This window comes from Mycobacterium sp. NTMscope_MAC_12 (assembly GCF_976985675.1).
This window is the reverse complement of sequence record NZ_CDRJYY010000001.1, coordinates 4,627,740-4,649,240: the sequence shown is the minus strand read 5'-3', so window position 1 is coordinate 4,649,240 and position 21,501 is coordinate 4,627,740. Positions and strand designations below refer to the sequence as shown.

General features: G+C 71.4%; 22 protein-coding genes and 1 pseudogene. 8 read left to right on the top strand and 15 right to left on the bottom strand.

What is annotated here, in order from left to right:
• The first annotated feature begins 51 nt into the window (after positions 1–51).
• Positions 52–1,371, top strand: coding sequence for a MinD/ParA family ATP-binding protein (locus AC0KS4_RS21510; RefSeq protein WP_238956901.1), 1,320 nt, complete (start codon positions 52–54; stop codon positions 1,369–1,371).
• Between the two features lie 19 nt (positions 1,372–1,390).
• On the opposite strand, the gene AC0KS4_RS21505 is transcribed toward AC0KS4_RS21510, so the two are convergent.
• Positions 1,391–1,552 (bottom strand): hypothetical protein, encoded by a 162-nt coding sequence (locus AC0KS4_RS21505; RefSeq protein WP_225328817.1) that lies wholly within the window; start codon positions 1,550–1,552, stop codon positions 1,391–1,393.
• A gap of 46 nt (positions 1,553–1,598) precedes the next feature.
• On the opposite strand from AC0KS4_RS21505, the gene AC0KS4_RS21500 reads away from it, so the two are divergent.
• On the top strand, positions 1,599–1,970 hold the full coding sequence (locus AC0KS4_RS21500) for a DUF4229 domain-containing protein (RefSeq protein WP_225328818.1): 372 nt from the start codon (positions 1,599–1,601) through the stop codon (positions 1,968–1,970).
• A gap of 4 nt (positions 1,971–1,974) precedes the next feature.
• Here the strand turns inward: AC0KS4_RS21500 and AC0KS4_RS21495 are convergent, their stop codons facing one another.
• Together AC0KS4_RS21495 and AC0KS4_RS21490 are read right to left on the bottom strand one after the other, a co-directional pair.
• On the bottom strand, positions 1,975–2,982 hold the full coding sequence (locus AC0KS4_RS21495; protein WP_008261082.1) for a beta-ketoacyl-ACP synthase III: 1,008 nt from the start codon (positions 2,980–2,982) through the stop codon (positions 1,975–1,977).
• A gap of 82 nt (positions 2,983–3,064) precedes the next feature.
• A complete protein-coding gene (locus AC0KS4_RS21490; protein ID WP_238957394.1) occupies positions 3,065–3,937 on the bottom strand; it encodes a 1,4-dihydroxy-2-naphthoate polyprenyltransferase in 873 nt (290 codons plus the stop codon).
• Between the two features lie 84 nt (positions 3,938–4,021).
• On the opposite strand from AC0KS4_RS21490, the gene AC0KS4_RS21485 reads away from it, so the two are divergent.
• Positions 4,022–4,798, top strand: a complete 777-nt coding sequence (locus AC0KS4_RS21485; RefSeq protein ID WP_238956900.1) for an S-methyl-5'-thioadenosine phosphorylase — start codon at positions 4,022–4,024, stop codon at positions 4,796–4,798.
• Positions 4,795–5,823, top strand: coding sequence for an NAD-dependent epimerase/dehydratase family protein (locus AC0KS4_RS21480; RefSeq protein WP_238956899.1), 1,029 nt, complete (start codon positions 4,795–4,797; stop codon positions 5,821–5,823). Before AC0KS4_RS21485 ends, AC0KS4_RS21480 begins: the two co-directional genes overlap by 4 nt.
• A gap of 4 nt (positions 5,824–5,827) precedes the next feature.
• On the opposite strand, the gene AC0KS4_RS21475 is transcribed toward AC0KS4_RS21480, so the two are convergent.
• Positions 5,828–7,513: a DUF7937 domain-containing protein gene (locus AC0KS4_RS21475; protein ID WP_238956898.1), complete on the bottom strand. Its 1,686-nt coding sequence runs from the start codon at positions 7,511–7,513 to the stop codon at positions 5,828–5,830.
• 308 nt (positions 7,514–7,821) lie between these two features.
• Here AC0KS4_RS21475 and AC0KS4_RS21470 point away from each other — a divergent pair, with 308 nt between their 5' ends.
• The 3 genes from AC0KS4_RS21470 to AC0KS4_RS21460 are packed head-to-tail and all read left to right on the top strand — an operon-like array spanning position 7,822 to position 10,892.
• Positions 7,822–9,564, top strand: coding sequence for a DUF7159 family protein (locus AC0KS4_RS21470; RefSeq protein ID WP_238956897.1), 1,743 nt, complete (start codon positions 7,822–7,824; stop codon positions 9,562–9,564).
• 3 nt (positions 9,565–9,567) lie between these two features.
• The gene (locus AC0KS4_RS21465) at positions 9,568–10,230 is read left to right on the top strand and encodes a glycosyltransferase family 2 protein (protein WP_225329444.1); all 663 of its coding nucleotides are present in this window, start codon (positions 9,568–9,570) and stop codon (positions 10,228–10,230) included.
• Positions 10,227–10,892 carry a TIGR04282 family arsenosugar biosynthesis glycosyltransferase gene (locus AC0KS4_RS21460; protein ID WP_238956896.1) on the top strand — a complete coding sequence of 222 codons (666 nt, stop codon included), beginning with the start codon at positions 10,227–10,229 and terminating at the stop codon, positions 10,890–10,892. The genes AC0KS4_RS21465 and AC0KS4_RS21460 overlap by 4 nt, the downstream gene beginning before the upstream one ends.
• 6 nt (positions 10,893–10,898) lie before the next feature.
• On the opposite strand, the gene AC0KS4_RS21455 is transcribed toward AC0KS4_RS21460, so the two are convergent.
• From AC0KS4_RS21455 to AC0KS4_RS21410, 10 genes and pseudogenes are all read right to left on the bottom strand, one after another.
• The gene (locus AC0KS4_RS21455) at positions 10,899–12,263 is read right to left on the bottom strand and encodes a hypothetical protein (RefSeq protein ID WP_425326336.1); all 1,365 of its coding nucleotides are present in this window, start codon (positions 12,261–12,263) and stop codon (positions 10,899–10,901) included.
• A gap of 11 nt (positions 12,264–12,274) precedes the next feature.
• Positions 12,275–13,360, bottom strand: a complete 1,086-nt coding sequence (gene menE, locus AC0KS4_RS21450; protein ID WP_238956895.1) for an o-succinylbenzoate--CoA ligase — start codon at positions 13,358–13,360, stop codon at positions 12,275–12,277.
• Positions 13,361–13,428: 68 nt separating this feature from the next.
• A complete protein-coding gene (locus AC0KS4_RS21445) occupies positions 13,429–13,731 on the bottom strand; it encodes a DUF3349 domain-containing protein (RefSeq protein ID WP_225329441.1) in 303 nt (100 codons plus the stop codon).
• Between the two features lie 68 nt (positions 13,732–13,799).
• Positions 13,800–14,111, bottom strand: a complete 312-nt coding sequence (locus tag AC0KS4_RS21440) for a hypothetical protein (protein WP_225329440.1) — start codon at positions 14,109–14,111, stop codon at positions 13,800–13,802.
• Positions 14,112–14,124: 13 nt separating this feature from the next.
• Positions 14,125–15,349 (bottom strand): annotated as a pseudogene (locus tag AC0KS4_RS21435) (inorganic phosphate transporter).
• A gap of 97 nt (positions 15,350–15,446) precedes the next feature.
• A complete protein-coding gene (locus AC0KS4_RS21430; protein ID WP_238956894.1) occupies positions 15,447–15,854 on the bottom strand; it encodes a VOC family protein in 408 nt (135 codons plus the stop codon).
• 41 nt (positions 15,855–15,895) lie between these two features.
• A complete protein-coding gene (locus AC0KS4_RS21425; protein ID WP_225329437.1) occupies positions 15,896–16,792 on the bottom strand; it encodes an SDR family oxidoreductase in 897 nt (298 codons plus the stop codon).
• Positions 16,793–16,821: 29 nt separating this feature from the next.
• A complete protein-coding gene (locus AC0KS4_RS21420) occupies positions 16,822–17,724 on the bottom strand; it encodes a 1,4-dihydroxy-2-naphthoyl-CoA synthase (RefSeq protein WP_225329436.1) in 903 nt (300 codons plus the stop codon).
• A gap of 13 nt (positions 17,725–17,737) precedes the next feature.
• Positions 17,738–18,193, bottom strand: a complete 456-nt coding sequence (locus AC0KS4_RS21415; protein ID WP_238956893.1) for a nitroreductase family deazaflavin-dependent oxidoreductase — start codon at positions 18,191–18,193, stop codon at positions 17,738–17,740.
• Positions 18,194–18,204: 11 nt separating this feature from the next.
• Positions 18,205–19,125 (bottom strand): aldo/keto reductase, encoded by a 921-nt coding sequence (locus AC0KS4_RS21410; protein ID WP_238956892.1) that lies wholly within the window; start codon positions 19,123–19,125, stop codon positions 18,205–18,207.
• 84 nt (positions 19,126–19,209) lie between these two features.
• Between AC0KS4_RS21410 and AC0KS4_RS21405 the strand changes: the two genes are divergently transcribed.
• Positions 19,210–19,749, top strand: a complete 540-nt coding sequence (locus AC0KS4_RS21405) for a TetR/AcrR family transcriptional regulator (RefSeq protein ID WP_238956891.1) — start codon at positions 19,210–19,212, stop codon at positions 19,747–19,749.
• 80 nt (positions 19,750–19,829) lie between these two features.
• On the opposite strand, the gene fadD8 is transcribed toward AC0KS4_RS21405, so the two are convergent.
• Complete coding sequence (gene fadD8, locus AC0KS4_RS21400; protein WP_374109685.1) at positions 19,830–21,449, bottom strand: fatty-acid--CoA ligase FadD8; 1,620 nt, start codon at positions 21,447–21,449, stop codon at positions 19,830–19,832.
• Between the last annotated feature and the right edge of the window lie 52 nt (positions 21,450–21,501).

The following is a 21,501-nucleotide window of genomic DNA, read 5'->3' as shown; positions in this document are numbered from 1 at the left end:
GCGCACACAACGGAATAGCGCACAACCAAGCGCACAACAAGGGGGAATGCAGTGTCCGAGCATCCAACGGCGGGCGTGGGGGCGCCCGACCAACCAACCACGCAAATTCCCCCACAGACGTCACCGGCGGCCGGCCAGCAGGACGCGGCCCAACCGCCGTCGGAGTCGGGCGGCCCGGGTGCCGACGCCCCGACTCGCGCCTTCACCGGATTCCGCACCGAACGCCGCGTCCCCGGCCCCGAGCACCACCAGGAGGCGGCCCCGCCGACGGCGCCCCGGCCCGGCGCCATGCCGCCGTGGGACTCCACCCCGGTCACCGGCATCCCGCGCGTCGACCCGACGGCCTACGGCGCCTATTACGCCGGGCCCGACGCTCCGCCCACCCAGATGCAGGGGGCGCCGCAGCGCCCCGAGCACCTCCCGCACACGCCGTACCCGGAGCTGTCCACCGGCATGCTGCTGCGGCCCGTCCAGCCGCCGCCGTCCGACGGGTGGCGCCTGCTGCTGTACAAGGCCTCCGGCGGGCTGATCAACCTGGGCGAAAGCCCCCGCGCCAGCCGCTACAACAACCTGGTCGCCCAGGTGAACCGGCCGTTGCGGGGCTCGTATCGGGTGGCGTTCCTGTCGCTGAAGGGCGGCGTCGGCAAGACAACGATCGCCGCGACGCTGGGCGCCACCTTCGCCTCCATCCGCGGTGACCGGGTGGTGGCCGTGGACGCCAACCCCGACCGCGGCACGCTGAGCCAGAAGATCCCGCTGGAGACGGCCGCGACCGTGCGTCAGCTGCTGCACGACGCCGGAACCATCGAGCGCTACAGCGACGTGCGCCGCTACACCTCGAAGGGGCCCAGCGGTCTGGAGGTGCTCGCGTCGGAGACGGACCCCGCCATCTCGGAGGCGTTCAGCGCCGAGGACTACGCGCGGATCCTGGACATCCTGGAACGGTTCTACGGCCTGGTGCTCACCGACTGCGGCCCCGGCCTGTTGCACTCGGTGATGAAGTCGGTGCTGGACAAGGCCGACGCCCTGGTCGTGGTCAGCTCGGCCTCCATCGACGGCGCGCGCAGCGCGTCGGCCACGCTGGACTGGCTGGACGCCCACGGCCACGAAGACCTGGTCCGCAATTCGATCGCGGTGATCAACGGGGTGCGCCCGCGCCCCGGCAAGGTCGACATGAACAAGGTGATCGACCACTTCTCCCGGCGCTGCCGCGCGGTCCAGCTGGTGCCGTTCGACCCGCACCTGGAGGAGGGCGCCGAGATCGACCTGGAGCGGTTGCGGCGTCCGACCCGCGAGGCGCTCACCGAGCTGGCCGCGATCGTCGCCGACGGCTTCCCCGGCGACCAGCGCAACCCGGGCGTCCTGGGCTAGCGGGCCGCCGCCATCTGAGCTAGCGCGGGTTGTTGTCGCCGTGGCCCAACCGCCGCAGGAAATCCGGATCGTCGTCGGGCCCGATGACGCGGGTCTTCGGTCGATTGGCCTGGGACCGCGCCGCACGCCATCCGACGTAGATCAGCGTTCCCAAAATCACGACGAGCAGCAGGTAGAGCACACAACACCTCCTTCGGGCGAATATACCCGCGCCGTAGGCTTTGGCTGTGTCACAAGAAGGTAGCGACAACAGCACTGGGGGCCCGGGCAACGACGGCGGCGGCGAGAGCGCCGAGAACCACGTCGTCGTCCCCGTTTTGGCATACATGGCGGCGCGGTTGCTGCTGGCGGTCGTGCTCACCGCCGTGATCTACGGCGTCGCGCGGCTGGCGGGCATCACGCAATTCCCCCTCGTGGTGGCGGCGCTGTTCGCCCTGGTCATCGCGATGCCGTTGGGCATCTGGGTGTTCGGGCCGCTGCGCCGACGCGCCACCGCGGCGCTGGCGGTCGCCGGTGAACGGCGCCGACGGGAGCGCGAGCTGCTGCAGGCCCGGCTGCACGGGGACGCAACGCCCGACGAGCCGCGCGACGACGGGTGACGGGTCAGCCGTTGGGCAGCCGGACGACCTGGGCGGCATAGCTCAGGCCGGCGCCGTAACCGATCAGCAGGGCCAGGTCGCCGGCCTTGGCGGCCCCGGTCGCCAGCACCTCGGCCATGGCCAACGGGATGGACGCCGCCGAGGTGTTGCCGGTGTGCTCGATGTCGTTGGCGATCACCGCGTCCGGCCGCAACTCGAGGCTCTTGGCCAAAATCTCGTTGATTCGGCTGTTGGCCTGGTGCGGCACGAAGACGTCGATCTCGTCGGGCCGGATCCCCGCCGCGTCCATGGCCTGCTGGCCGACCTTGCCCATCTCGAAAGCCGCCCAGCGGAAGACCGCGCTGCCCTCGAGCCGCAGGAAGGGGCGCGGGCCGGTGGGATTCTCCAGGTAGTCGAGCCAGTCGATGTCCTGGCGGATGGCGCTGGCCTGGTTGCCGTCACTACCCCAGACGGTCGGCCCGATGCCCTGCGTGGGCGTCTCGCCCACCACCACGCCGGCCGCGCCGTCGGCGAAGATGAAGCAGTTGCTCCGGTCTTGCATGTCGATCGTGGGGGACAGCTTCTCCGAGCCCAGGACCAGCACCCTGGCGGCGGTCCCACCGCGGATCATGTCGGCCGCGACGCCCAGCGCGTACCCGAACCCGGCGCAGCCCGCCGAGATGTCGAAGGCGGGCACCCCGGTGGCGCCCAACGCCGCCGCGACCGCGGGGGCGCATGCGGGGGTCTGCAGGAGATGGGTGCTGGTGGCCACGATGACGCAGTCGATGTCGGACGCCTCGAGGGACGCCTTGGCGATCGCCTCCCGCCCGGCCTCGGTCGCCATCGAGGCGGCGGATTCGTCGCGCGCGGCGAACCGGCGCGTCTTGATCCCGGTGCGCGAATAGATCCACTCGTCGGAGGAGTCGATGTTTTCGCAGAGCTCGTCGTTTGTCACCACGCGTTCGGGGCGGTATGACCCGACGCTGAGCAAGCCGATGTTGGTGGGCCCGCTGGTCGCGGAAATCTGCTTCATTGCGGTCCTTCGCTATCCCCGGGGCAGACGCAAAAGTACCGCAAAAGCGCGGTTTTCGGGTGCCTTTACGTCTGCTCGCACTCTAGGTACCCATAGCCAGCGCCGCCGCCACCGCGATCGCCCACACCACCATCGCCAGGCCGGTATCGCGCAGCACCGGGATCAGCTCCGGGCCGCCGCGGCCGGATCGCACCGGGGCCATGGCGCGCAGGGCCAGGGGCGTGGCCACCAGCCCCACGGCGCACCACGGCGTGGCCACCACGAGCACCAGGGTCAGCACTGCGGCGGTGCCCAGCAGCGCCTGATACAGGATGCGGGTGCGGGCATCGCCCAACCGCACCGCGAGGGTGACCTTGCCCGACCGCGCGTCGGTGGGGATGTCGCGCAGGTTGTTGGCCACCAGCACCGACGAGGACAGCGCCCCGATCGACACCGCCAGCAGCAGGCCCACCCAGTCCACCCGCAGCGCCTGCGTGTACTGGGTGCCGAGCACGGCGACGAGGCCGAAGAACAGGAACACCGCGACCTCGCCAAAACCGGCGTAGCCGTAGGGTTTCGAGCCGCCGGTGTACAGCCACGCCCCGGCGATGCAGGCGGCGCCGACCGCGATCAGCCACGGCGCGCTGCACAGCGCCAGCGCTAACCCGGCGAGCGCCCCGATCGTCAGGCTCGCGACGGCGGCGCCCAGCACCGCGCGCGGGGCCGCGAGCCGGGAGCCGACCAGGCGCACCGGGCCGGCCCGGTCGTCATCGGTGCCGCGGATGCCGTCGGAGTAGTCGTTGGCGTAGTTGACGCCAACGGTCAGTGCGAGCGCGACGGCCAGCGCCAGCAGCGCCTTCCACCACACCGCGGATCCCAGCCAGGCCGCGGCGCCGGTGCCGGCGACGACCGGCGCCACCGCGTTGGGCAACGTCCGCGGCCGCGCACCGGAAACCCATTGCCCGAGATTGGCCACAACGCCATCCTGCCAGGGTGCGGGCCGCGCGGCCGCGCGCCCCGCACCCGCGGTCACGCCGACGTCATGGCCCACAATGGTCGGATGCTCGGAGTCATCGGCGGCAGCGGCTTTTACACCTTCTTCGGATCCGACGCCGAGGACGTCACGGTCGACACCCCCTACGGAGCGCCCAGCGCCCCGGTCACCGTCGGCGCCGTCGAGGGACACGACGTCGCGTTCCTGCCCCGTCACGGCGCCAAGCACGAATTCTCCGCGCACACCGTGCCGTACCGGGCCAACATGTGGGCCCTGCGCAAACTCGGCGTGCGGCGGGTGCTCGCGCCGTGCGCGGTCGGCAGCCTCAAACCCGAACTCGGCCCGGGCTCCATCGTGGTGCCCGATCAGCTGGTCGATCGCACCCGGGGCCGCGCCGACACCTATTTCGACTCCGGCGGCATCCACGTCGACTTCGCCGATCCGTACTGCCCGACGCTGCGCGGCGCGGTCACCGAGGTCCCCGACGTGGTCGACGGCGGCACCATGGTGGTGATCCAGGGCCCGCGCTTTTCCACCCGCGCCGAAAGCCGGTGGTTCGCCTCGGCCGGGTTCGCGCTGGTGAACATGACCGGATACCCGGAGGCGGTGCTCGCCAGGGAGCTCGAAATCTGTTACGCGGCAATCGCTTTGGTCACAGACCTGGACGCCGGCGTGAGCGCCGGCGAGGGCGTGCGGACCGTCGACGTGTTCGCCGAATTCGAACGCAACATCGGACCCTTCAAGGCGCTGGTGCGCGCGGCCATCGGCCGGGTCGCCGCCGACCGCACCTGCACGCACTGCCTGCCGCACACCGGCGTGACGCTGCCCATCGAGCTGCCGTGAGGGTGCTGTTGACCGGCGCGGCCGGGTTCATCGGCTCGCGGGTGGGCGCCGCGCTGCGCGCCGCCGGCCACGACGTCGTCGCCGTCGATATTCTGCTGCCCGCCGCGCACGGCCCAAATCCGGTGCTGCCGAAGGGATGTCACCGGGTCGACGTGCGCGACGCCGACGCGCTGGCCCCGCTGCTGGACGGCGTGGACGTGGTGTGTCATCAGGCGGCGATGGTGGGCGCGGGGGTGGACGCCGCCGATGCGCCCGCCTACGGCGGCCACAACGATCTGGCCACCACGGTGCTGCTGGCGCAGATGTTCGCCGCCGGGGTGCGGCGCCTGGTGCTGGCGTCGTCGATGGTGGTGTACGGGCAGGGGAGTTATCACTGCCAGCGGCACGGACGCGTGGAGCCGCTGCCGCGGCGGCGCGCGGACCTCGACGCCGGGACCTTCGAGCACCGGTGCCCGGTCGGCGGGGGGGAGCTGGCCTGGCGCCTCGTCGGCGAAGACGCCTGCCTGCGGCCGCGCAGCCTGTACGCGGCCAGCAAGACCGCGCAGGAGCATTACGCGCTGGCCTGGTCGGAGGCCACCGGCGGCTCGGTGGTGGCGCTGCGCTACCACAACGTCTACGGCCCCGGCATGCCCCGCGACACCCCGTATTCGGGGGTGGCGGCGATCTTCCGGTCATCGCTGGAAAAGGGCGATCCGCCAAGGGTTTTCGAGGACGGCGGTCAGATGCGCGACTTCGTGCACGTCGATGACGTGGCCGCCGCCAACGTCGCGGCGCTGCAACATGACGAGGGTTTTCTCGCGGCCAATGTCTGCTCGGGGCAACCCATTTCGATCTTGGAGGTGGCCGCCGCGCTGTGCGAGGCGCGGGGCGGTTCGCTGTCCCCGGTGATCACCGGCCAGTACCGCAGCGGCGACGTGCGCCACATCGTCGCCGACCCGTCCCGGGCCGCCGAGGTGCTGGGGTTTCGCGCGGCCGTCCTACCGCGCGACGGGTTACGCGAATTCGCGTTCGCGCCGCTGCGCTGAACCGCTACGCCTGCGGCGGGCGGTAGATCTGCGGCTTCGGAACCGGTATCTGCCGCGTGCCGGAGTCGTCGCCGCGAAAGATCCTGGGCGAGCCGGCCAGCGGCGGTATCTCCGCGGTGGGCGGGTCGCTCTCGGGGCCCCCGGTGGGGATGCGGGTAGTGGCCGCGGCCGACGGCGCGGCGGCCTGGCCCACCCGCACCCGGGTCGTCGGTGCCGCCGCATTGGCGTCGGCCGCGCGCCTGCGGGCGGCGCGGCGAGCCAGCCGTCGCCCGCGCAGTTGCCCGGCCACGACGGCGGCCGCCAGGATGCCCAGCGCCAGGCCGCACAGCGTCACGTCGAAGGTGCTGGTGATCTGCTGGGCGAGATCGTTGCCGTAGACCGGGTGCCGCGCAGGCGAATTGGGCGATTCCGCGAACCGCGGCGCCAGCGCGACGCCGACGATCACGCGGGCGACGCTGAGGGCGACGACCAGCCCGCACAGCGACGTGACCAGTCGCGCGGAGAGGTTGGCCAGGCTGCGGCGCAGCCAGATCGCCAGGGCCGCGGTCACCAGATCGAAGACGGCCAGCACGACGCTGTCGTACCGGGAGAACGGATAGTTCAGGACGATGCCGACAACGAGGTCGGTGAGCCGCATCGCGATCGACCCCACGGCCCAAACGGCGATGAGCAGCAAGCCGTTTCGGGTCGCCGCGCGCCACGCGGATTCCTCCGTCGGCGACGGGTTTCGCTGACCGAACAGGGCCCGCGGCGCGAAGATGGCCGCGCCGGCGGCCCACGCCAGGTAGCCCTCGAACCCGACGCCGGCGGTCGAGGTGTTCTGCGCGATGCCGTGGAACGCGTCGAGGTCGCGACCGGCGGGCAGGATCCACACCAGAATCCCCGCGATTAACGTCGACGCGCCGAGCGCGACGGTGGTCAGCCGGCTCGCGCGGGTGCGCTGCAGCAGCCACCTCGAGGCGACCAGGACCGCGACCAGCGCCACCACCCCGTACACCACCGCGGTGGCGATCACCGCGACGTTCTGCTTGCCGAATTCGGCCGCGCCGCTGGTGCTTTGCAGCGCGTAGCGCACCCGCCAGTACAGGTTGAAACCGAAGCTGAGCACCGCCGCGAGCATCGACACCGCGCCGATGATCCGGGCGGACCGGTGCCAACCGGTGTACTCGTCACCCGCCGGGACCGCCGGCACCGCTTGGGCACTCAACAACGCGCCGGCGACGCCGACCCACGCCCCCGGCCCCACGCCACCTGGCACGGTGACCGTGCCCCCGAACCGCACGGTCTCGTACGCGTCGAACACGACGAATCCGAGCACCAGCAGCAGATAGGGGACGTTGAGCGCCAGCCGAAGCCGCGCCCCGGGCCGCGCGCCGGACGACCTCCACGACCCGGCCACCGCGAGGGCGGCGACGGCCAGCACCGTGACGGCGAGCAGCAGCGCGAACAGGGCCGGATTGCTGTCGGGAATCCCGACGCCGAAGTACAGATTCCAGGGCAGGAACACGGCGACGACCAGCAGCACCGCCGCGGTCGCGTCGCTGACGATGGCCCGGCGCCGTCCCGTCCCCCCGGCGGCGGGCGCCGTGGCGCCCGTGGCGTGCGGGCGGATGATGCGGGGCGCGGGCGCCTGCTGGGCCCGGGCCCCGATGGGGCCGGTTGGCGTGTCGTCGCTGCTCTGGCTCACCATGCCCCCCGGGATTCAAGGACAACCAATTTCGGCGCAGTTGCCGGTGTCCGGCGGGGGAATACCCTGCCGAGCCGCCTGCACTGCTCGCTTGCGAACATATTCTCCGTTCGGCTGCCGTGGCGGTGGCGGGGACCGGCCGCGGCGCGGAGGCGATTCCGCGGCGACCGTCCTGTCATTCGAAAAGCTGGTTACGCTGCGCTAGTAGGCGAACCTTGTCGCCGAATGACTGACACTGCCGACGGTATCGCAAGTGTAATGATGCCGGGACATTGCTGGCCGCGGGGTGGCCAGGGTGAAGGAGAAGCGGGATGGACGTGGTTTTGGGGGTCGCGGTCACCGGTCCCGTCGCCCGCTTGGCGCTCCTAGGGCCGGGCGCCCAGGGCACCGACGTGATCGACCAATCCGTCATCGATCTCGCGGACAATCCGCTCGACACGCTCACCGAGACCGTGGTCGGCACCAATCGCTTGTTGGCCGACGAGAACCACCGGCTGGTCGGCACCCGGCTGTGCTGGTCCGACGATCCCCGGGCCGACCAGTTGCGGCGGGCGCTGGAGGATTCCGGCGTGCACAACGTCGCGGTGCTCTCCGAGTCGCAGGCGGTGGCCGCCCTGATGCGCGCGGCCGGGCGGCCCGGCGCCGCGCTGGTGATGGACGACGCGACTGCCACCCTGTCGGTGGTCGGCCCGGACACCGGCGATCCCGACGCGCCGCCGACCGTGTTGGCCAGCCAGCCGCTGACCGGCGCCGCGGGCCCAGACGCCACCGCCGCGTTCCAGACGATGATGGCGAACCTCGGCACGCATCCCGATGCGCCGGGCGAGGTGTATCTGATGGGCGCCTCGCCCGACCTCAACCGCGTCGCCGACGAATTGCGCGACGCGTCCACCATGCGGGTGCAGGTCGCCGAGGACCCCACGTTCGCGCTCGCGCGCGGCGCCGCGATCGCCGCGGCGGCGGCGTCCGCGGGGGACGCGACGGCCATGGCGCCGGCGGTCGGCCTGACCGGTGACGCCACCGCGATGGCGCCCGCGGTCGGGGATGCCACCGCGATGGCCCCCGCGGCGGGCCTCACCGGGGATGAGACGACGGTCGTGCCCGCGCCGGACGCCGAGGAGCCGCAGCTTGCGTATTCGATGGCCGACGAGGGCGGGGTCTATCCGGGCGAGATGGACGAGTACGACCCCGAATTCGACGACTACGACTTCGGCGAGGACTTCGGCGAGGACGCCGATGTCGATGAGGCCGCGCCGACCAAGCTGTCGCGGCGATCGCTGGTGATCGGCAACGCCGTGATCGCCTTCGCGGTCATCGGATTGGCGTCGCTGGCCACCGCGATCGCCGTCGCCGTTGAACCGACCGCCAGCCGGCAGCCGGTGGTGGGTGTGCAGAACGGCACTCCGGGCAAGTTCATGCCGATCCTGCCGAGCCAGCAGCAGGCGCCGCTGCCCCCGCCGCCGGCCGAGGCGCCCAACGCCGGGTTCCAGGGCGGCACCGTCCCGGCTCCCGAGCACGTGGCGCCCCCGTCCGGAGGGGGCCCGCAGGTCGCTCCGGTTCCCGAGGCGCCGAGCAACCCCGGTGTCGTGCCCAACCCCGATCCGGGTTGGGCGCCGCGCCCGAATCCCATTGTGCCGGTTCCCATTCCGATTCCCATTCCGATCCCGGGGTGGCAACCGCCCTACAACCCGCCGTATAACCCGACGACGCCCTACACGCCGCCGACCACCACGCCGTCCCAGCCTCCGACGACCACGTATTCGCCTCCGACGACGACGTATTCGCCTCCGACGACGACGTACGAACCGCCCACCACCACCTACTCGCCCCCGACCACCACGTACTCGCCCCCGACGACGACGTATTCGCCCCCGACGACGACGTATTCGCCCCCGACGACGACGTATTCGCCTCCGACGACCACGTACGCGCCGCCGAGCACCAAGGCAACCACCCAACCGCCGGTGCAGACGCACACCCAGCAGACCGCACCGCCGACGCACTCGCAGCAGCCGCTGTTCCCGCAGGAACCCCGCCCCCGCCGCGGGTTCTGACGCGTGCCTGACACCGGCGACCTGGTCACGGTGGTCCTGCCCTGCCTCAACGAGGAGGAGTCGCTGCCGGCCGTGCTGGCCGCCATCCCGGCCGGATACCGGGCGCTGGTGGTCGACAACAACAGCACGGACGACACCGCCGGGGTCGCCGCGCGCCACGGCGCCCGGGTCGTCACCGAACCGCGGGCCGGGTACGGCTCGGCCGTGCACGCGGGCGTCGTGGCCGCGACGACCCCGATCGTGGCGGTCATCGACGCCGACGGCTCGATGGACGGCGGCGACCTGCCACGGCTGGTCGCCGCGCTCGAGCAGGGCGCCGACCTGGTGACCGGCCGGCGCCGGCCGGTGCCCGGGCTGCACTGGCCGTGGGTGGCCCGCGTGGGCACCGTCGTCATGAGCTGGCGGCTGCGCACCCGCCATGGCCTGCCGGTGCACGACGTCGCGCCCATGCGGGTCGCCCGGCGCGAGGCGCTGTTGGGGCTGGGCGTCGCCGACCGCCGATCGGGTTATCCGCTGGAACTCTTGGTGCGCGCCGCGGCCGCCGGCTGGCGCGTCGTCGAACTCGACGTCAGCTACGGCCCGCGCACGGGCGGCAAGTCGAAGGTCAGCGGATCGCTGCGCGGCAGCATCACCGCGATCCTCGACTTCTGGAAGGTGATCTCGTGACCGCCCTGCCGGTGACCCTGCTGGTGGTCGCCAAAGCGCCCGAGCCGGGCCGGGCCAAGACGCGGCTCGCGGCGAGCGTCGGGGACCGGGTGGCCGCCGAGATCGCCGCCGCCGCATTGCTCGACACGCTGGACGCGGTGGCCGCCGCGCCGGTGGCGGCGCGGGTTGTCGCGCTCACCGGCGACCTGGACCGCGCCGCGAGCGCCGCCGACATCCGGCGACGACTGGCGTCCTTCACCGTGATCGCCCAGCGCGGCGACGATTTCGCCGCAAGGCTCGCCAACGCGCACGCCGACGCGTCGTCGGACGGCCTGCCGGTGCTGCAGATCGGGATGGACACTCCCCAGGTCACCGCCGAGTTGTTGACCGGCTGCGCGCGCCGGCTGCTCGAGGTCCCGGCCGTGCTCGGGCCGGCCCGCGACGGCGGTTGGTGGGTGCTGGGCGTGGGCGCCCCGGCGATGGCCCAATGCCTGCGCACCGTTCCGATGTCGACGCCCGACACCGGGGAGCTGACGCTGAAGGCATTGCGCAACAACGGTATTGACGCCGCGACGGTGCAGATGCTGGCGGACGTCGACATCGTCGACGATGTCGCGGCGGTGCGCGAGGCCTGCGGGCCCGACAGCCGCTTCGCGCGGGTCACCCGCGCGGCCGGGCTGTAACCGCCCCTACCAGTTCGTCAAGATGATCGTGTTGAGCGCCACGGCGCCGACGGCGTTGAGCGCCAGCCAGATCCGGTGCGACCGGACCGGCAGCAGCGCGGCGGCCGCGGTGAGCCAGATGGTGAACGGCAGCCAGATGCGTTCCACCTCGGCCTTGCTGAGCATGCTCAGGTCCGCGCACACTATCGCGGCCAGCACGCCCAACAGCACCAGGTGAAACCCGGAGCGGCGACGGATGGCGTCCCCGTCGAACACCCGCCCGAGGCCGGCGACACCGCCCAAGCCGATCGCGCAGACCACGCACGCCAGGTTGGCCCAGCTCCAATACTGAAAAGGCCGGTCCTTGGCGATGCCCTGCCAATAGCGTTGCTGCACAAGGTGATAGCCGTCGAACCAGTAGAACCCCGCGACGGCGAAGGCCACCGCCACCCCGATCGCGGCCAGGGCCGCCGGGCCGAGCGCCCGCAGGATCGCCCTCCAGTCCGCCGCGGAGGCCAACACCGCCGCCGCCGGCAGGCCCATCAGCATCAGGCCGTAGTTGCAGAACACGCCCCAGCCCAGCAGCAGCCCGGCGGCCGCGGCGGTCAGGGCGGGGAACCGGACCGGGCGGTGCACCGCCACGGCCAGGAGCGCGATACCCCACGCGGCCACCCCGGCGAAGTATCCGTCGGCGGAGACGGCCACCCAGATCGCCGTCGGTGCCAGCGCCACGAACGGGGCGGCCCGCCGCGCGGTCGCCTCGTCCGCCAGCGCGCGCACCGCGATCACCACCGCGGCGGCGGCGCTGGAGCCGACCAGCAGGCACAGCAGCCCGGCCCAGGCGCCGCCGTGCAAACCCATGCGGTCCAGCCAGACGAACGTCAGCAACGCGCCGGGCGGATGCCCCGACACGTGGGTGGTCCACGAATGCGGTTGGTAGTCCACGATCCGGCTGGCGAACGTGCGCAGTGTGGCTGGAATGTCGGTGATGCCCGGCACCTGCGACAGGTATTCGTCGCGGGTGGTCAGCCGGCCGGCGAAGCCGCGCTGCCAGCCGTCGATCATCGCCAGCGCGAACGCCCACCCGCCGGCGAGCGCCCAGCTGCCCAGCGTCAACGCGCGCCACGAAAGCCGTTGCGCCAGAATCGGTCCCCACGCGACGGCGGCGACGGCCAGGGCGATGGCCGGGCCGGTTCCCCAGCCGGCGTGGATCAGCCATTCGCCGAAGATCGGCGCGGCGCCGGCGTGGGTGGCGAACTGTTCCCGCCCGACGTCGAGGCGCGGCCGCACCCCCGGGTTCATCCGCGGCAGCAGGAACGCCGCCGCCACCAGCGCCGCCCCGGCCACGGCCGCGACGGCGTCCCGCACTGCCTCCCGTCGAGCGAGCCTCACGGACGCACAGCCTATTGATCGCTCGCGCCGGCGAAGCGGCGCACCAACGCCGCGCGGTCGACCTTGCCGATGCCGCGGCGCGGCAGCGCGTCGACCAAGTGCACCTCGCGCGGCGCGGCGGTGGCGTCCAGGGTGCGTGTCACGTGGGCGCGCAGCGCGTCCAGGGTCGGCGGCACGCAGCCGTCCTTCAGCACGATCGCGGCGACCACCCGTTGCCCCAGGCGTTCGTCGGGCAGCCCGAACACCGCGCACTCGCTCACGGCGGGGTGGCGGCACAGCGCCGCCTCGACGGGTTGCGGCAGCACGGTCAGCCCGCCGGTGCTGATCGCGTCGTCGGCGCGGCCCAGGACGGTCAGCACGCCCGCGCCGTCGAGGGCGCCGAGGTCGCCGGTCGCGAACCAGCCGGGCTCGGCGAACGGGTCCGGGTCGACGGGATTGCGGTAGCCCTTGGCCACCGTCGCGCCGCCGATGACGATGCGCCCGTCGGCCACCTTCAGCCGCACCCCGGCGAGCGGGACGCCGTCGTACACGCACCCGCCGGCGGTCTCGCTCATGCCGTAGGTGCGCACCACGGTGATGCCGGCCGCGGCCGCGGCGTCCAGGACCGGTCGCGGGGCGGGCCCGCCGCCGAGCAGCACGGCGTCCAGTTCGGCGAGGGCCGCCGCGGACGCCGGGTCGGTGAGCGCCTTGGCCAACTGCGCGGCGACCAGCGAGGTGTATCGCCGGCCGGGGCCCAAAGCGCCGATGGCCCTGGGCAATTCGGCGACATCAAATCCTGCGGAGACGTCCACCTCGACCGGCGTCGTTCCGGCGAGCAGGCTGCGGACCAGCACCTGCACCCCGGCGATGTGGTGTGGCGGCAAGGCGAGCAGCCAGCTGCCCGGCCCGCCGAGACGGTCGTGGGTGGCCGCGGCGCTGGCCCGCAGCGCGGCGGCGGTCAGCAGGGCGCCCTTCGGGGTGCCGGTGGTTCCCGACGTGGCCGCCACCAAGGCGACGTCGTCGTCGATCGCCTCCCCGACCCGCAGCCCCGCCCGCAGCGCTTCCGACTCGCGGTCGTCACCGACGGCCACCAGCGCGGGGTCGCGTCCCTCCAGCACGCCTTCCAAGGCGGGTACCAGCGTCCCGACCGCCGAGCCCGGCGGGACGTGCAGCGCGCGCAGTACGGCTATGCGGGGTCCCCGGCCTGGTCGGCGTCGTCGAACGGCCAGCCCTGGGCCGCCAACCGCACCCGCACCCGCTCGACGTCCTCGGGCGAGGGCAGCTCGTCGGTGATCTGGGTGATCAGCACGCCGATGTCGACGTCGTCGAACTCGCCGCGCCGAACCAGCTCGCAAGCCACGGCCTTGGCTTCGCCGTTGGACAACCGGCGGGCCAGCAGCGCGAGCACCGGGAACGTGTCGGTGGGTGGCACGCCGTCGGGGTAACCCGCGCGGAGCCACGAAACGATGGAATTGAGAAATCCATTCACGCGGATACAGCTCTCCCCGGCGTCCGGTTCGCCAACTCGGTGGGCAACTCGGTGGGCATTGAACGATGCTACTTGGGTTTCGCTCCGAGTAGCGGATAGCCAGTGTGATGGGCGATGAAGTCCCGGGCAATGTAGAGCAAGGCCAGCACGATCACCGCGATGACCAGCGCGTAGATGGTCCACGCCAGTGCGGTCAGCATCGGGTTGCGCCTCGGGGCCGAGCCGTTGCTGGCGCCGTCCAGATTGATGTCGCCGGCACCCGCGGACTGCAGCCGGATCCCGAGGGCGAACAACCCCGGCAGGGCGGCGCCGGCCAGCATGGCGAAGAGCAGAATCTTCAGGCTGGCCTGGTAGTTGAACCAGTCGCCGATGTGGCTCATGAGGCGTTCGCTTTCAGCGACGGGTCGTCGGAGTCGTACCGGGTGGACATGTCGCCGAACGGGGGCCCGGTGTGGGTGGGCGGGCGCCGGTCGTCGGCCGTGTCCAGCCCGCTGGTCAGATCGCCCTTCCATTCGGCGTTGACGTTGTGGTGGTCGACCTTGACCTTGCGCGACCGGATGTAGATGGTGGCCGAGACCGCGACCAGCAGCGCGAAACCGACGATCGCGCCGGGGTAGCCGCCGATCAGGTGCACGATCTCGTAGGTGAAGGCGCCGACCAGCCCGGCCAGCGGGAGGGTGACCAGCCAGGCGACCCCCATGCGGCCGGCGACGCCCCAGCGGACCTCGCCGCCGGGCTTGCCCAGCCCGCTGCCCAGCACCGAGCCGGTGCACACCTGAGTGGTCGACAGCGCGTAGCCGAAGTGGGCCGACAGCAGGATCACCGCGGCCGAGGAGGACTCGGCGGCCATGCCCTGCGGCGACTGGATCTCGACCAGGCCCTTGCCCAGGGTGCGGATGATGCGCCACCCGCCGAGGTAGGTGCCGGTCGCCATCGCCAGCGCGCAGCTGACGATGACCCACAGCGGCGGCATGGTGGCGGTCTTGCTGACCGAGCCGTAGGAGATCAGCGCCAGGAAGATGATGCCCATCGTCTTCTGGGCGTCGTTGGTGCCGTGCGCCAGCGAGACGAGCGACGCCGACCCGATCTGGCCGCGCCGGAAGCCCGCTTCGGTGCGCGCCTTCGGGACGCCGCGGGTGATCCGGTAGACCAGCCAGGTGGCGACCGCGCCGATCGCGATCGCCAAAATCGCCGACACGACGGCCGGGATGATGGCCTTGGAGATCACGCCCTTCCAGATCACCCCGTGCGCGCCGACGGCGGCGATCGTGGCGCCGACGATGCCGCCAATCAAGGCGTGCGACGAACTCGAGGGGATACCGAGGAGCCAGGTCAGCAGGTTCCAGACGACGCCGCCGACCAGGCCGGCGAACACGAGTTCCAGCGTCACGATGTTGGCGTCGATGAGGCCCTTGGCGATCGTCGCGGCCACCGCGGTGGACATGAACGCGCCCACCAGATTCAGTACCGCCGAGAGCAGAACCGCCGTTTTGGGCTTGAGCGCTCCACTGGCGATGGAGGTCGCCATCGCGTTGCCCGTGTCGTGGAAGCCGTTGGTGAAATCGAAAGCCAGTGCCGTGATTACGACGATGATCAAGAGGAACAATTGGATGTTCACAGGGCCTGATTCTGGTGGTAGGGGCAATCCATTGTCGAATGCGGCATGACCTGAAACGCGGGTTGACCTTGAGTCGTCGCCAGATGTTACCTCTCAGTTAACCGACGTTTCCCTGCCGTTCACCTCGGGTGTCGCGGCGCAGCGGGTGGTCCGCGGGGATCTGAAGGAAAATGAGCGTGATCCCGTCGGGGTCGAGCACGTGCATCTCGTGCAGGCCCCAGGGTTCCTGGCGTGCCTCGCGGGCGATCGACACGCCGCGACCGCGCAGCTCGGCCTGGGTCGCCTCGAGGTCGCGGACCTGCAGCCACAGCGCGCCGGGGAACGGGCCGCGGGAGTGGTCCGGGGAGCCGTATCCGGCCAGCTCCAGCAGCGACTGCCCCGCGAAAAATACTGTGCCGCCGCCGTATTCACGGGCTATCGCCAGGCCGATCTGGTCGCGGTAGAAGGCCAGCGACTGCTGATAGTCCGCCGGCCGGAGCAGCATCCGGCTGGCCAGGATCTCCATAGCCTCGTGTCTATCACACAGCCTGATCGAGCCCGGTCGGCTCAGCTGTCGCCCGTGCGATTGGGCTGGATTCGCTGGCGTTGCAGCATGGCGTTGACCCAGCGGGGGCCGAAGGTGTCCAGCGCCTTGGCCGCGATCGCCATCCGCGGTGCGATGCGCACCGGCCGGGTGCGGGCGGCGGTGATCATCCACTCGCCGGCCTCCTCCGGCGTCAGCGCCGGCATGCCCTCGTAGGCCTTCGTCGGCGCGATCATCGGGGTGGCCACCAGCGGGTAGTACAGCGTCGTGGAGTGCACACCCCGCTCGCCCCACTCGGTTTCGACGACCCGGCTCACCGTCGACAGCGCCGCCTTCGACGCGTTGTACACCGAGAACAGCGGTGAGGCCTCCGAGAGCACCCCCCACGTCGAGACGTTGATGATGTGGCCGTCGCCGCGCTCGATCATCCCCGGCGCCAGGCCGCGAATCAGCCGCAACGGCGCGTAGTAGTTGAGCACCATGGTGCGTTCGACGTCGTGCCAGCGTTCCAGCGACTCGGCCAGCGGCCGGCGGATGGAGCGGCCGGCGTTGTTGATCAGGATGTCGACGCCGCCGAGCCGCTTCTCGACGTCGGCGACGAGCGCGTCGACGGCGTCCATGTCCGAGACGTCGCACGCGATCGCCGTGGCCTCACCGCCGGCCGCGGTGATCCGCGCGGCCAGCGCGTCCAGCAGCTCCTGGCGCCGGGCGACGACCACCACCGTGGCGCCCTCGCGGGCGAACTGCTCGGCCGCGGCCTCGCCGATCCCCGACGACGCCCCGGTGAGCACGATGCGCTTGCCCGCCAGGTCGATCGGCTTGATCAGCGGCCGGTTGACCAGCACCTGCGGGGCCATGGGCGGTCGCATGGTGGCCAGCACCAGCTGGTCGGCGAACCGGCGTAGCGGACTCTTACTCACGGGACGCGAGTCTAGGCGGGCGGGCGGCCTCAGAAGTACCGGGGAAACCGGCTCCAGTCGGGGTCCCGCTTTTCTAAGAAGGCGTCGCGGCCCTCGACGGCCTCGTCGGTCATGTACGCCAGCCGGGTGGCCTCGCCCGCGAACAGCTGCTGGCCCACCAGGCCGTCGTCGAGCAGGTTGAACGCGAACTTCAGCATGCGTTGCGCCTGAGGGGATTTGGCGTTGATCTCGCGCGCCCACTGGATCGCTTCCGACTCCAGCTCCGCATGGTCGACGACGGCGTTGACCGCGCCCATGTGATGCATCTGCTCGGCGGTGTAGACCCGGCCGAGAAAGAAGACCTCGCGGGCGAACTTCTGGCCCACCTGGCGGGCCAGATACGCGCTGCCGTAGCCGCCGTCGAAGCTGCCCACGTCGGCGTCGGTCTGCTTGAACCGGGCGTGCTCGCGGCTGGCCAGGGTGAGGTCGCAGACCACGTGCAGGCTGTGCCCGCCGCCAGCCGCCCACCCGTTGACCAGGCAGATGACCACCTTGGGCATGAACCGGATCAGCCGCTGCACCTCGAGGATGTGCAGCCGGCCTGCGCGGGCGGGGTCGACGGTGTCGGCGGTCTCGCCGCTGGCGTACTGGTAGCCGCTGCGCCCGCGGATGCGCTGATCCCCGCCGGAGCAGAACGCCCAGCCGCCGTCCTTGGGGGAGGGGCCGTTGCCGGTCAGCAACACCACGCCCACGTCGGGGGACATCCGGGCGTGGTCGAGCACCCGGTAGAGCTCGTCGACGGTGTGCGGCCGGAACGCGTTGCGCACCTCGGGCCGGTTGAACGCCACCCGCACCGTCGCGTCGTCGACGTGCCGGTGGTAGGTGATGTCGGTCAGGTCGTCGAAGCCGTTGACGGGACGCCACGCCTGCGCATCAAAGGGGTTGTCGCTCAAGGGTTTTGAACTCCTATGCCGGGTCCAGGCGGAACGCGGCGCAGCGGCCGGCCAGCGCCTCGAACTCTTCGGGGCGCCCGTCGGTGACCAGGCCGGCCCGCTTCATGAAACCGACGCCGGTGGGCACCTCGGTGGGGAAGGCCCGCAGGATGGGCCGCGCGTCCTCGGGGGACAACTCGGCCATCCGCACCCGCTCGACGTGCCGGCCGCGGGCGATCGTCGCCTCGCCTGCCGCCCGCACGTTGGCCACCCAGTCGGCGCCGGGGAATCCGGCGACGACGTACCGCTCGCCGTCGAGGGTCATCGGGGTCACCGGGGTCGACCGCGCGGCGCCGGAGGTGCGGCCGGGCACGGTCAAGACGACCGGACTCTCACCGCCGAAACGCATTCCCAGCCGAGACATTCCGATGAAGACCTTGTTGGCCGGCTTCAGCCACCACGGCGGCCGGACACGGTTGGCGCTTCCCATAGGCAGCGACGTTACCTCTGGAAGGGCTCGACGCCATGAGGCTGGGGCTCCGTCGCGCCCACGGCGTCGAGCCGTGCCAGCGCGTCGGCGTCCAGGGACACGTCGGCCGCGCCGAGGTTCTCCTCGAGGTGGGTGATCGACCGGGTGCCGGGGATCAGCAACGTGTTCGGCGCGTGCGCCAGGATCCAGGCCAACCCGACCTGGGCGCCGGTGACGCCCAACTCCCCGGCGATGCCGGCCACCACCGGATCGTCGCCGACCTTCGGGAATCCCGGGAAGGCCGAACCGAGCGGGAAGTACGGCACCCACGCGATGCCCTCGGCCTTGCACAGCTCGAGCGTCGCTTCTTGCGAGCGGTCCAGCAGGCTGTAGGCGTTCTGCACGCAGACGATTCCGGCGGGCAGCGCGCGCTGCACCACCTCGAGCGGCACGGCGCTGATCCCGATCCCGCCGATCTTGCCCTCGTCGCGCAGGGCGATCATCTCGGCGAGTTGGTCATCGAGGTCGACGACCTGGTCGCCCTCGGCGGCCAGTCCCGGACCGAGATCGAGCCGGCGCAGGTTGACCACCGGAATCCGGTCCAGACCGAGTTGGCGCAGGTCGTCTTCCACGGCGGCGCGCAGCTCGGCCGGCTTCTGGGCGGCGGCCAGCGGAATGGGTTGGTCGCCGGTATAGCGGGCGCCGACCTTGCTGACGATGACGAGGTCGTCCGGGTAGGGCGCCAGCGCCGCGCGGATCCGGCGGTCCACCTCGCCGGGGCCGTAGAACGACGCGGTGTCGATGTGGTTGACGCCGAGTTCGATCGCGCGCCGCAGCACGGCGGCCGCGTCCTGCGGGGACGCCTCGAACAGTTGCATGGCGCCGTAGCCCATCCGGGCGACGTCCGCCGTGCCGAGAGTGCCGATGCCGCCGGGCCGGGGTTGGTCTGTCATGGTGCTCCCTTGATCGTGAGAGACTGGAGAATGCGGAGGGTCCTCCGCTTTCGTCAGAGTAGCAGAACCGGAGGAGCCTCCGCTTTGGTCGGAAGATCGGATGCGCGCCGCAATCGCGAACGGCTGCTGGAGGCGGCCACCGCGGCATTCACCGAGCACGGCGGCTCGGTGTCGCTCGAGTCCATCGCCCGCGACGCGGGGGTGGGGATCGGCACGCTCTACCGCCATTTCCCGAACCGCGAGGCGCTGGTCGAGGCGATCTACCGCGCCGAGCTCGCCGAGGTGGCCGCGGCCGCCGAGCGGCTGCTCGAGCTGCATCCGCCCAAGACCGCGTTGCGGCGCTGGATGGACCGTTACGCGGGCTTCGTGGCCGCCAAGCGCGGCATGGCCGAGTCCCTGCACGCGATCTTCGACTCCGGCGCCATGGAGCCGAGCCAGACTCGCGACAGCATCGTCGGCGCCGTCGCTTCGCTGTTGCGGGCCGGCGCCAACGACGGCAGCCTGCGCGCCGACGTGCGCGCCGACGATGTGGTGTCCAGCCTCATCGGCATCTTCGTGGCCAGCGGTTCACCGGAGCAGACCGGCCGCATGCTCGACCTGCTGGTGGCCGGGGTGACGGCCTAGCTTGCCGACTGCCCGCCGAGCGTGCGGCCAGCTTCACGTTCGGCCTCGAGTGTGCGGCCGGCCGCACGTTGGGCGAGCCTCTAGCCCACGGAGCGCTCGGCGCCCTCCCAGAACTGCGCGCGGACGGCCTTCTTGTCCGGCTTGCCCAGCCCGGTCAGCGGCAGCGAGTCGGCCAGCACCACGCGCTTAGGCGACTGCACCGAGCCCTTGCGGTCCTTGACCGCGGCCTGGATCTCGGCGGTCATCTTCTCGATCGCCGCGTCGTCGCGGGGCGCGTCGGCGCGCAGCACCACCACCGCGGTGACGGCCTCGCCCCACTTCTCGTCCGGCGCGCCGACCACGCACACCTGGGCGATCGCCGGGTGCTCGGCGACCACGTCCTCGACCTCGCGGGGGAACACGTTGAAGCCACCGGTGACGATCATGTCCTTTACCCGGTCGACGATGAAGTAGAAGCCGTCCTCGTCCTCGCGGGCCATGTCGCCGGTGTGCAACCAGCCGTCCTTGAACGTCTCGGCCGTCGCCTCCGGCAGGTTCCAGTAGCCGCCGGCCAAAAGCGGTCCGCTGACACAGATTTCGCCCGGCTCGCCCTGCGGAACCGGCTTGCCGTCCTCGCCGAGCAGCGCGACCCGCGCGAACAGCGTCGGGCGCCCGCAGGAGGTGAGCCGCTTCTCGTCGTGCTCGTTCTTGGCCAGGTAGGTGATCGCCATCGGCGCCTCGGACTGCCCGTAGTTCTGGGCGAAGATCTTGCCGAACCGCCGGATCGCCTCGGCCAGCCGCACCGGGTTGATCGCCGAGGCCCCGTAATAGACGGTCTGCAGCGACGACAGGTCGCGGGTGTGCGAATCCGGGTGATCCATCAACGCATACAGCATCGACGGCACCAGGAAGGTTGCCGTAATGCGCTTTTCTTCAATGGTTTTCAGCACATCGGCCGGGTCGAATTTGGGCAGCACGTGCATCTCGCCGCCCTTGATCAGGGTGGGCAGGAAATACGCCGCGCCGGCGTGCGACAGCGGCGTGATCATCAAGAACCGCGGCTCCTCCGGCCACTCCCACTCCGAGAGCTGGATCTGGGTCATCGACGAGATCGACTGCGCGGTGCCCATCACGCCCTTGGGCTTGCCGGTGGTGCCGCCGGTGTAGGTCAGGCCGATGACCTGATCCGGCGGCAGGTCCGCGGCTGCCAGCGGCTGCGGGTCGTACTTGGCCGCCTCGGCCGCCAGGTCGACCGCCACCCCGTTCAAAGCCTCGGGCACCGGGCCGATCGTCAGGATCTGCCTGAGCCCCGGCACCTTCTCCAGCAGGGCCAGCGCACGCTCGACGAACATCGGGTTGGGATCGATGATCAGCGAGCTGATGCCGGCATCGTTGAGCACGTACGCGTGGTCGTCCAGCGAGCCCAGCGGGTGCAGGGCGGTGCGCCGGTAGCCGCGGGTCTGGCCGGCGCCGATGATCAGCAGCACCTCGGGACGGTTGAGCGACAGCAGGCCGACCGCGACACCGGTGCCCGCGCCCAGCGCCTCGAACGCCTGGATGTACTGGCTGATCCGCTCGGCCATCTGACCACCGGTCAGCGTGGTGTCGCCGAGGAACAGCACCGGCTTGTTCTTGTGGCGCTTGAGGGCGCCCACGAGCAGGTGGCCGTTATGGGTCGGGTTGCGCAGCAGCTCGTCCGTCATGGCGCCGCTCCTCCTCATCGCTTCGCTCTGCCATCGTCGCGGACGCGACTCAATGAGCAAGACTAGAACG

Bases quoted from the DNA above. Each gene is read 5' to 3' on its own strand.
- AC0KS4_RS21495 (WP_008261082.1), bottom strand. From the start codon at position 2,982: ATGAAGCAGATTTCCGCGACCAGCGGGCCCACCAACATCGGCTTGCTC.
- AC0KS4_RS21485 (WP_238956900.1), top strand. From the start codon at position 4,022: ATGCTCGGAGTCATCGGCGGCAGCGGCTTTTACACCTTCTTCGGATCC.
- AC0KS4_RS21475 (WP_238956898.1), bottom strand. From the start codon at position 7,513: ATGGTGAGCCAGAGCAGCGACGACACGCCAACCGGCCCCATCGGGGCC.
- AC0KS4_RS21470 (WP_238956897.1), top strand. From the start codon at position 7,822: ATGGACGTGGTTTTGGGGGTCGCGGTCACCGGTCCCGTCGCCCGCTTG.
- AC0KS4_RS21440 (WP_225329440.1), bottom strand. From the start codon at position 14,111: ATGAGCCACATCGGCGACTGGTTCAACTACCAGGCCAGCCTGAAGATT.
- AC0KS4_RS21430 (WP_238956894.1), bottom strand. From the start codon at position 15,854: ATGGAGATCCTGGCCAGCCGGATGCTGCTCCGGCCGGCGGACTATCAG.
- AC0KS4_RS21415 (WP_238956893.1), bottom strand. From the start codon at position 18,193: ATGGGAAGCGCCAACCGTGTCCGGCCGCCGTGGTGGCTGAAGCCGGCC.
- AC0KS4_RS21410 (WP_238956892.1), bottom strand. From the start codon at position 19,125: ATGACAGACCAACCCCGGCCCGGCGGCATCGGCACTCTCGGCACGGCG.
- fadD8 (WP_374109685.1), bottom strand. From the start codon at position 21,449: ATGAGGAGGAGCGGCGCCATGACGGACGAGCTGCTGCGCAACCCGACC.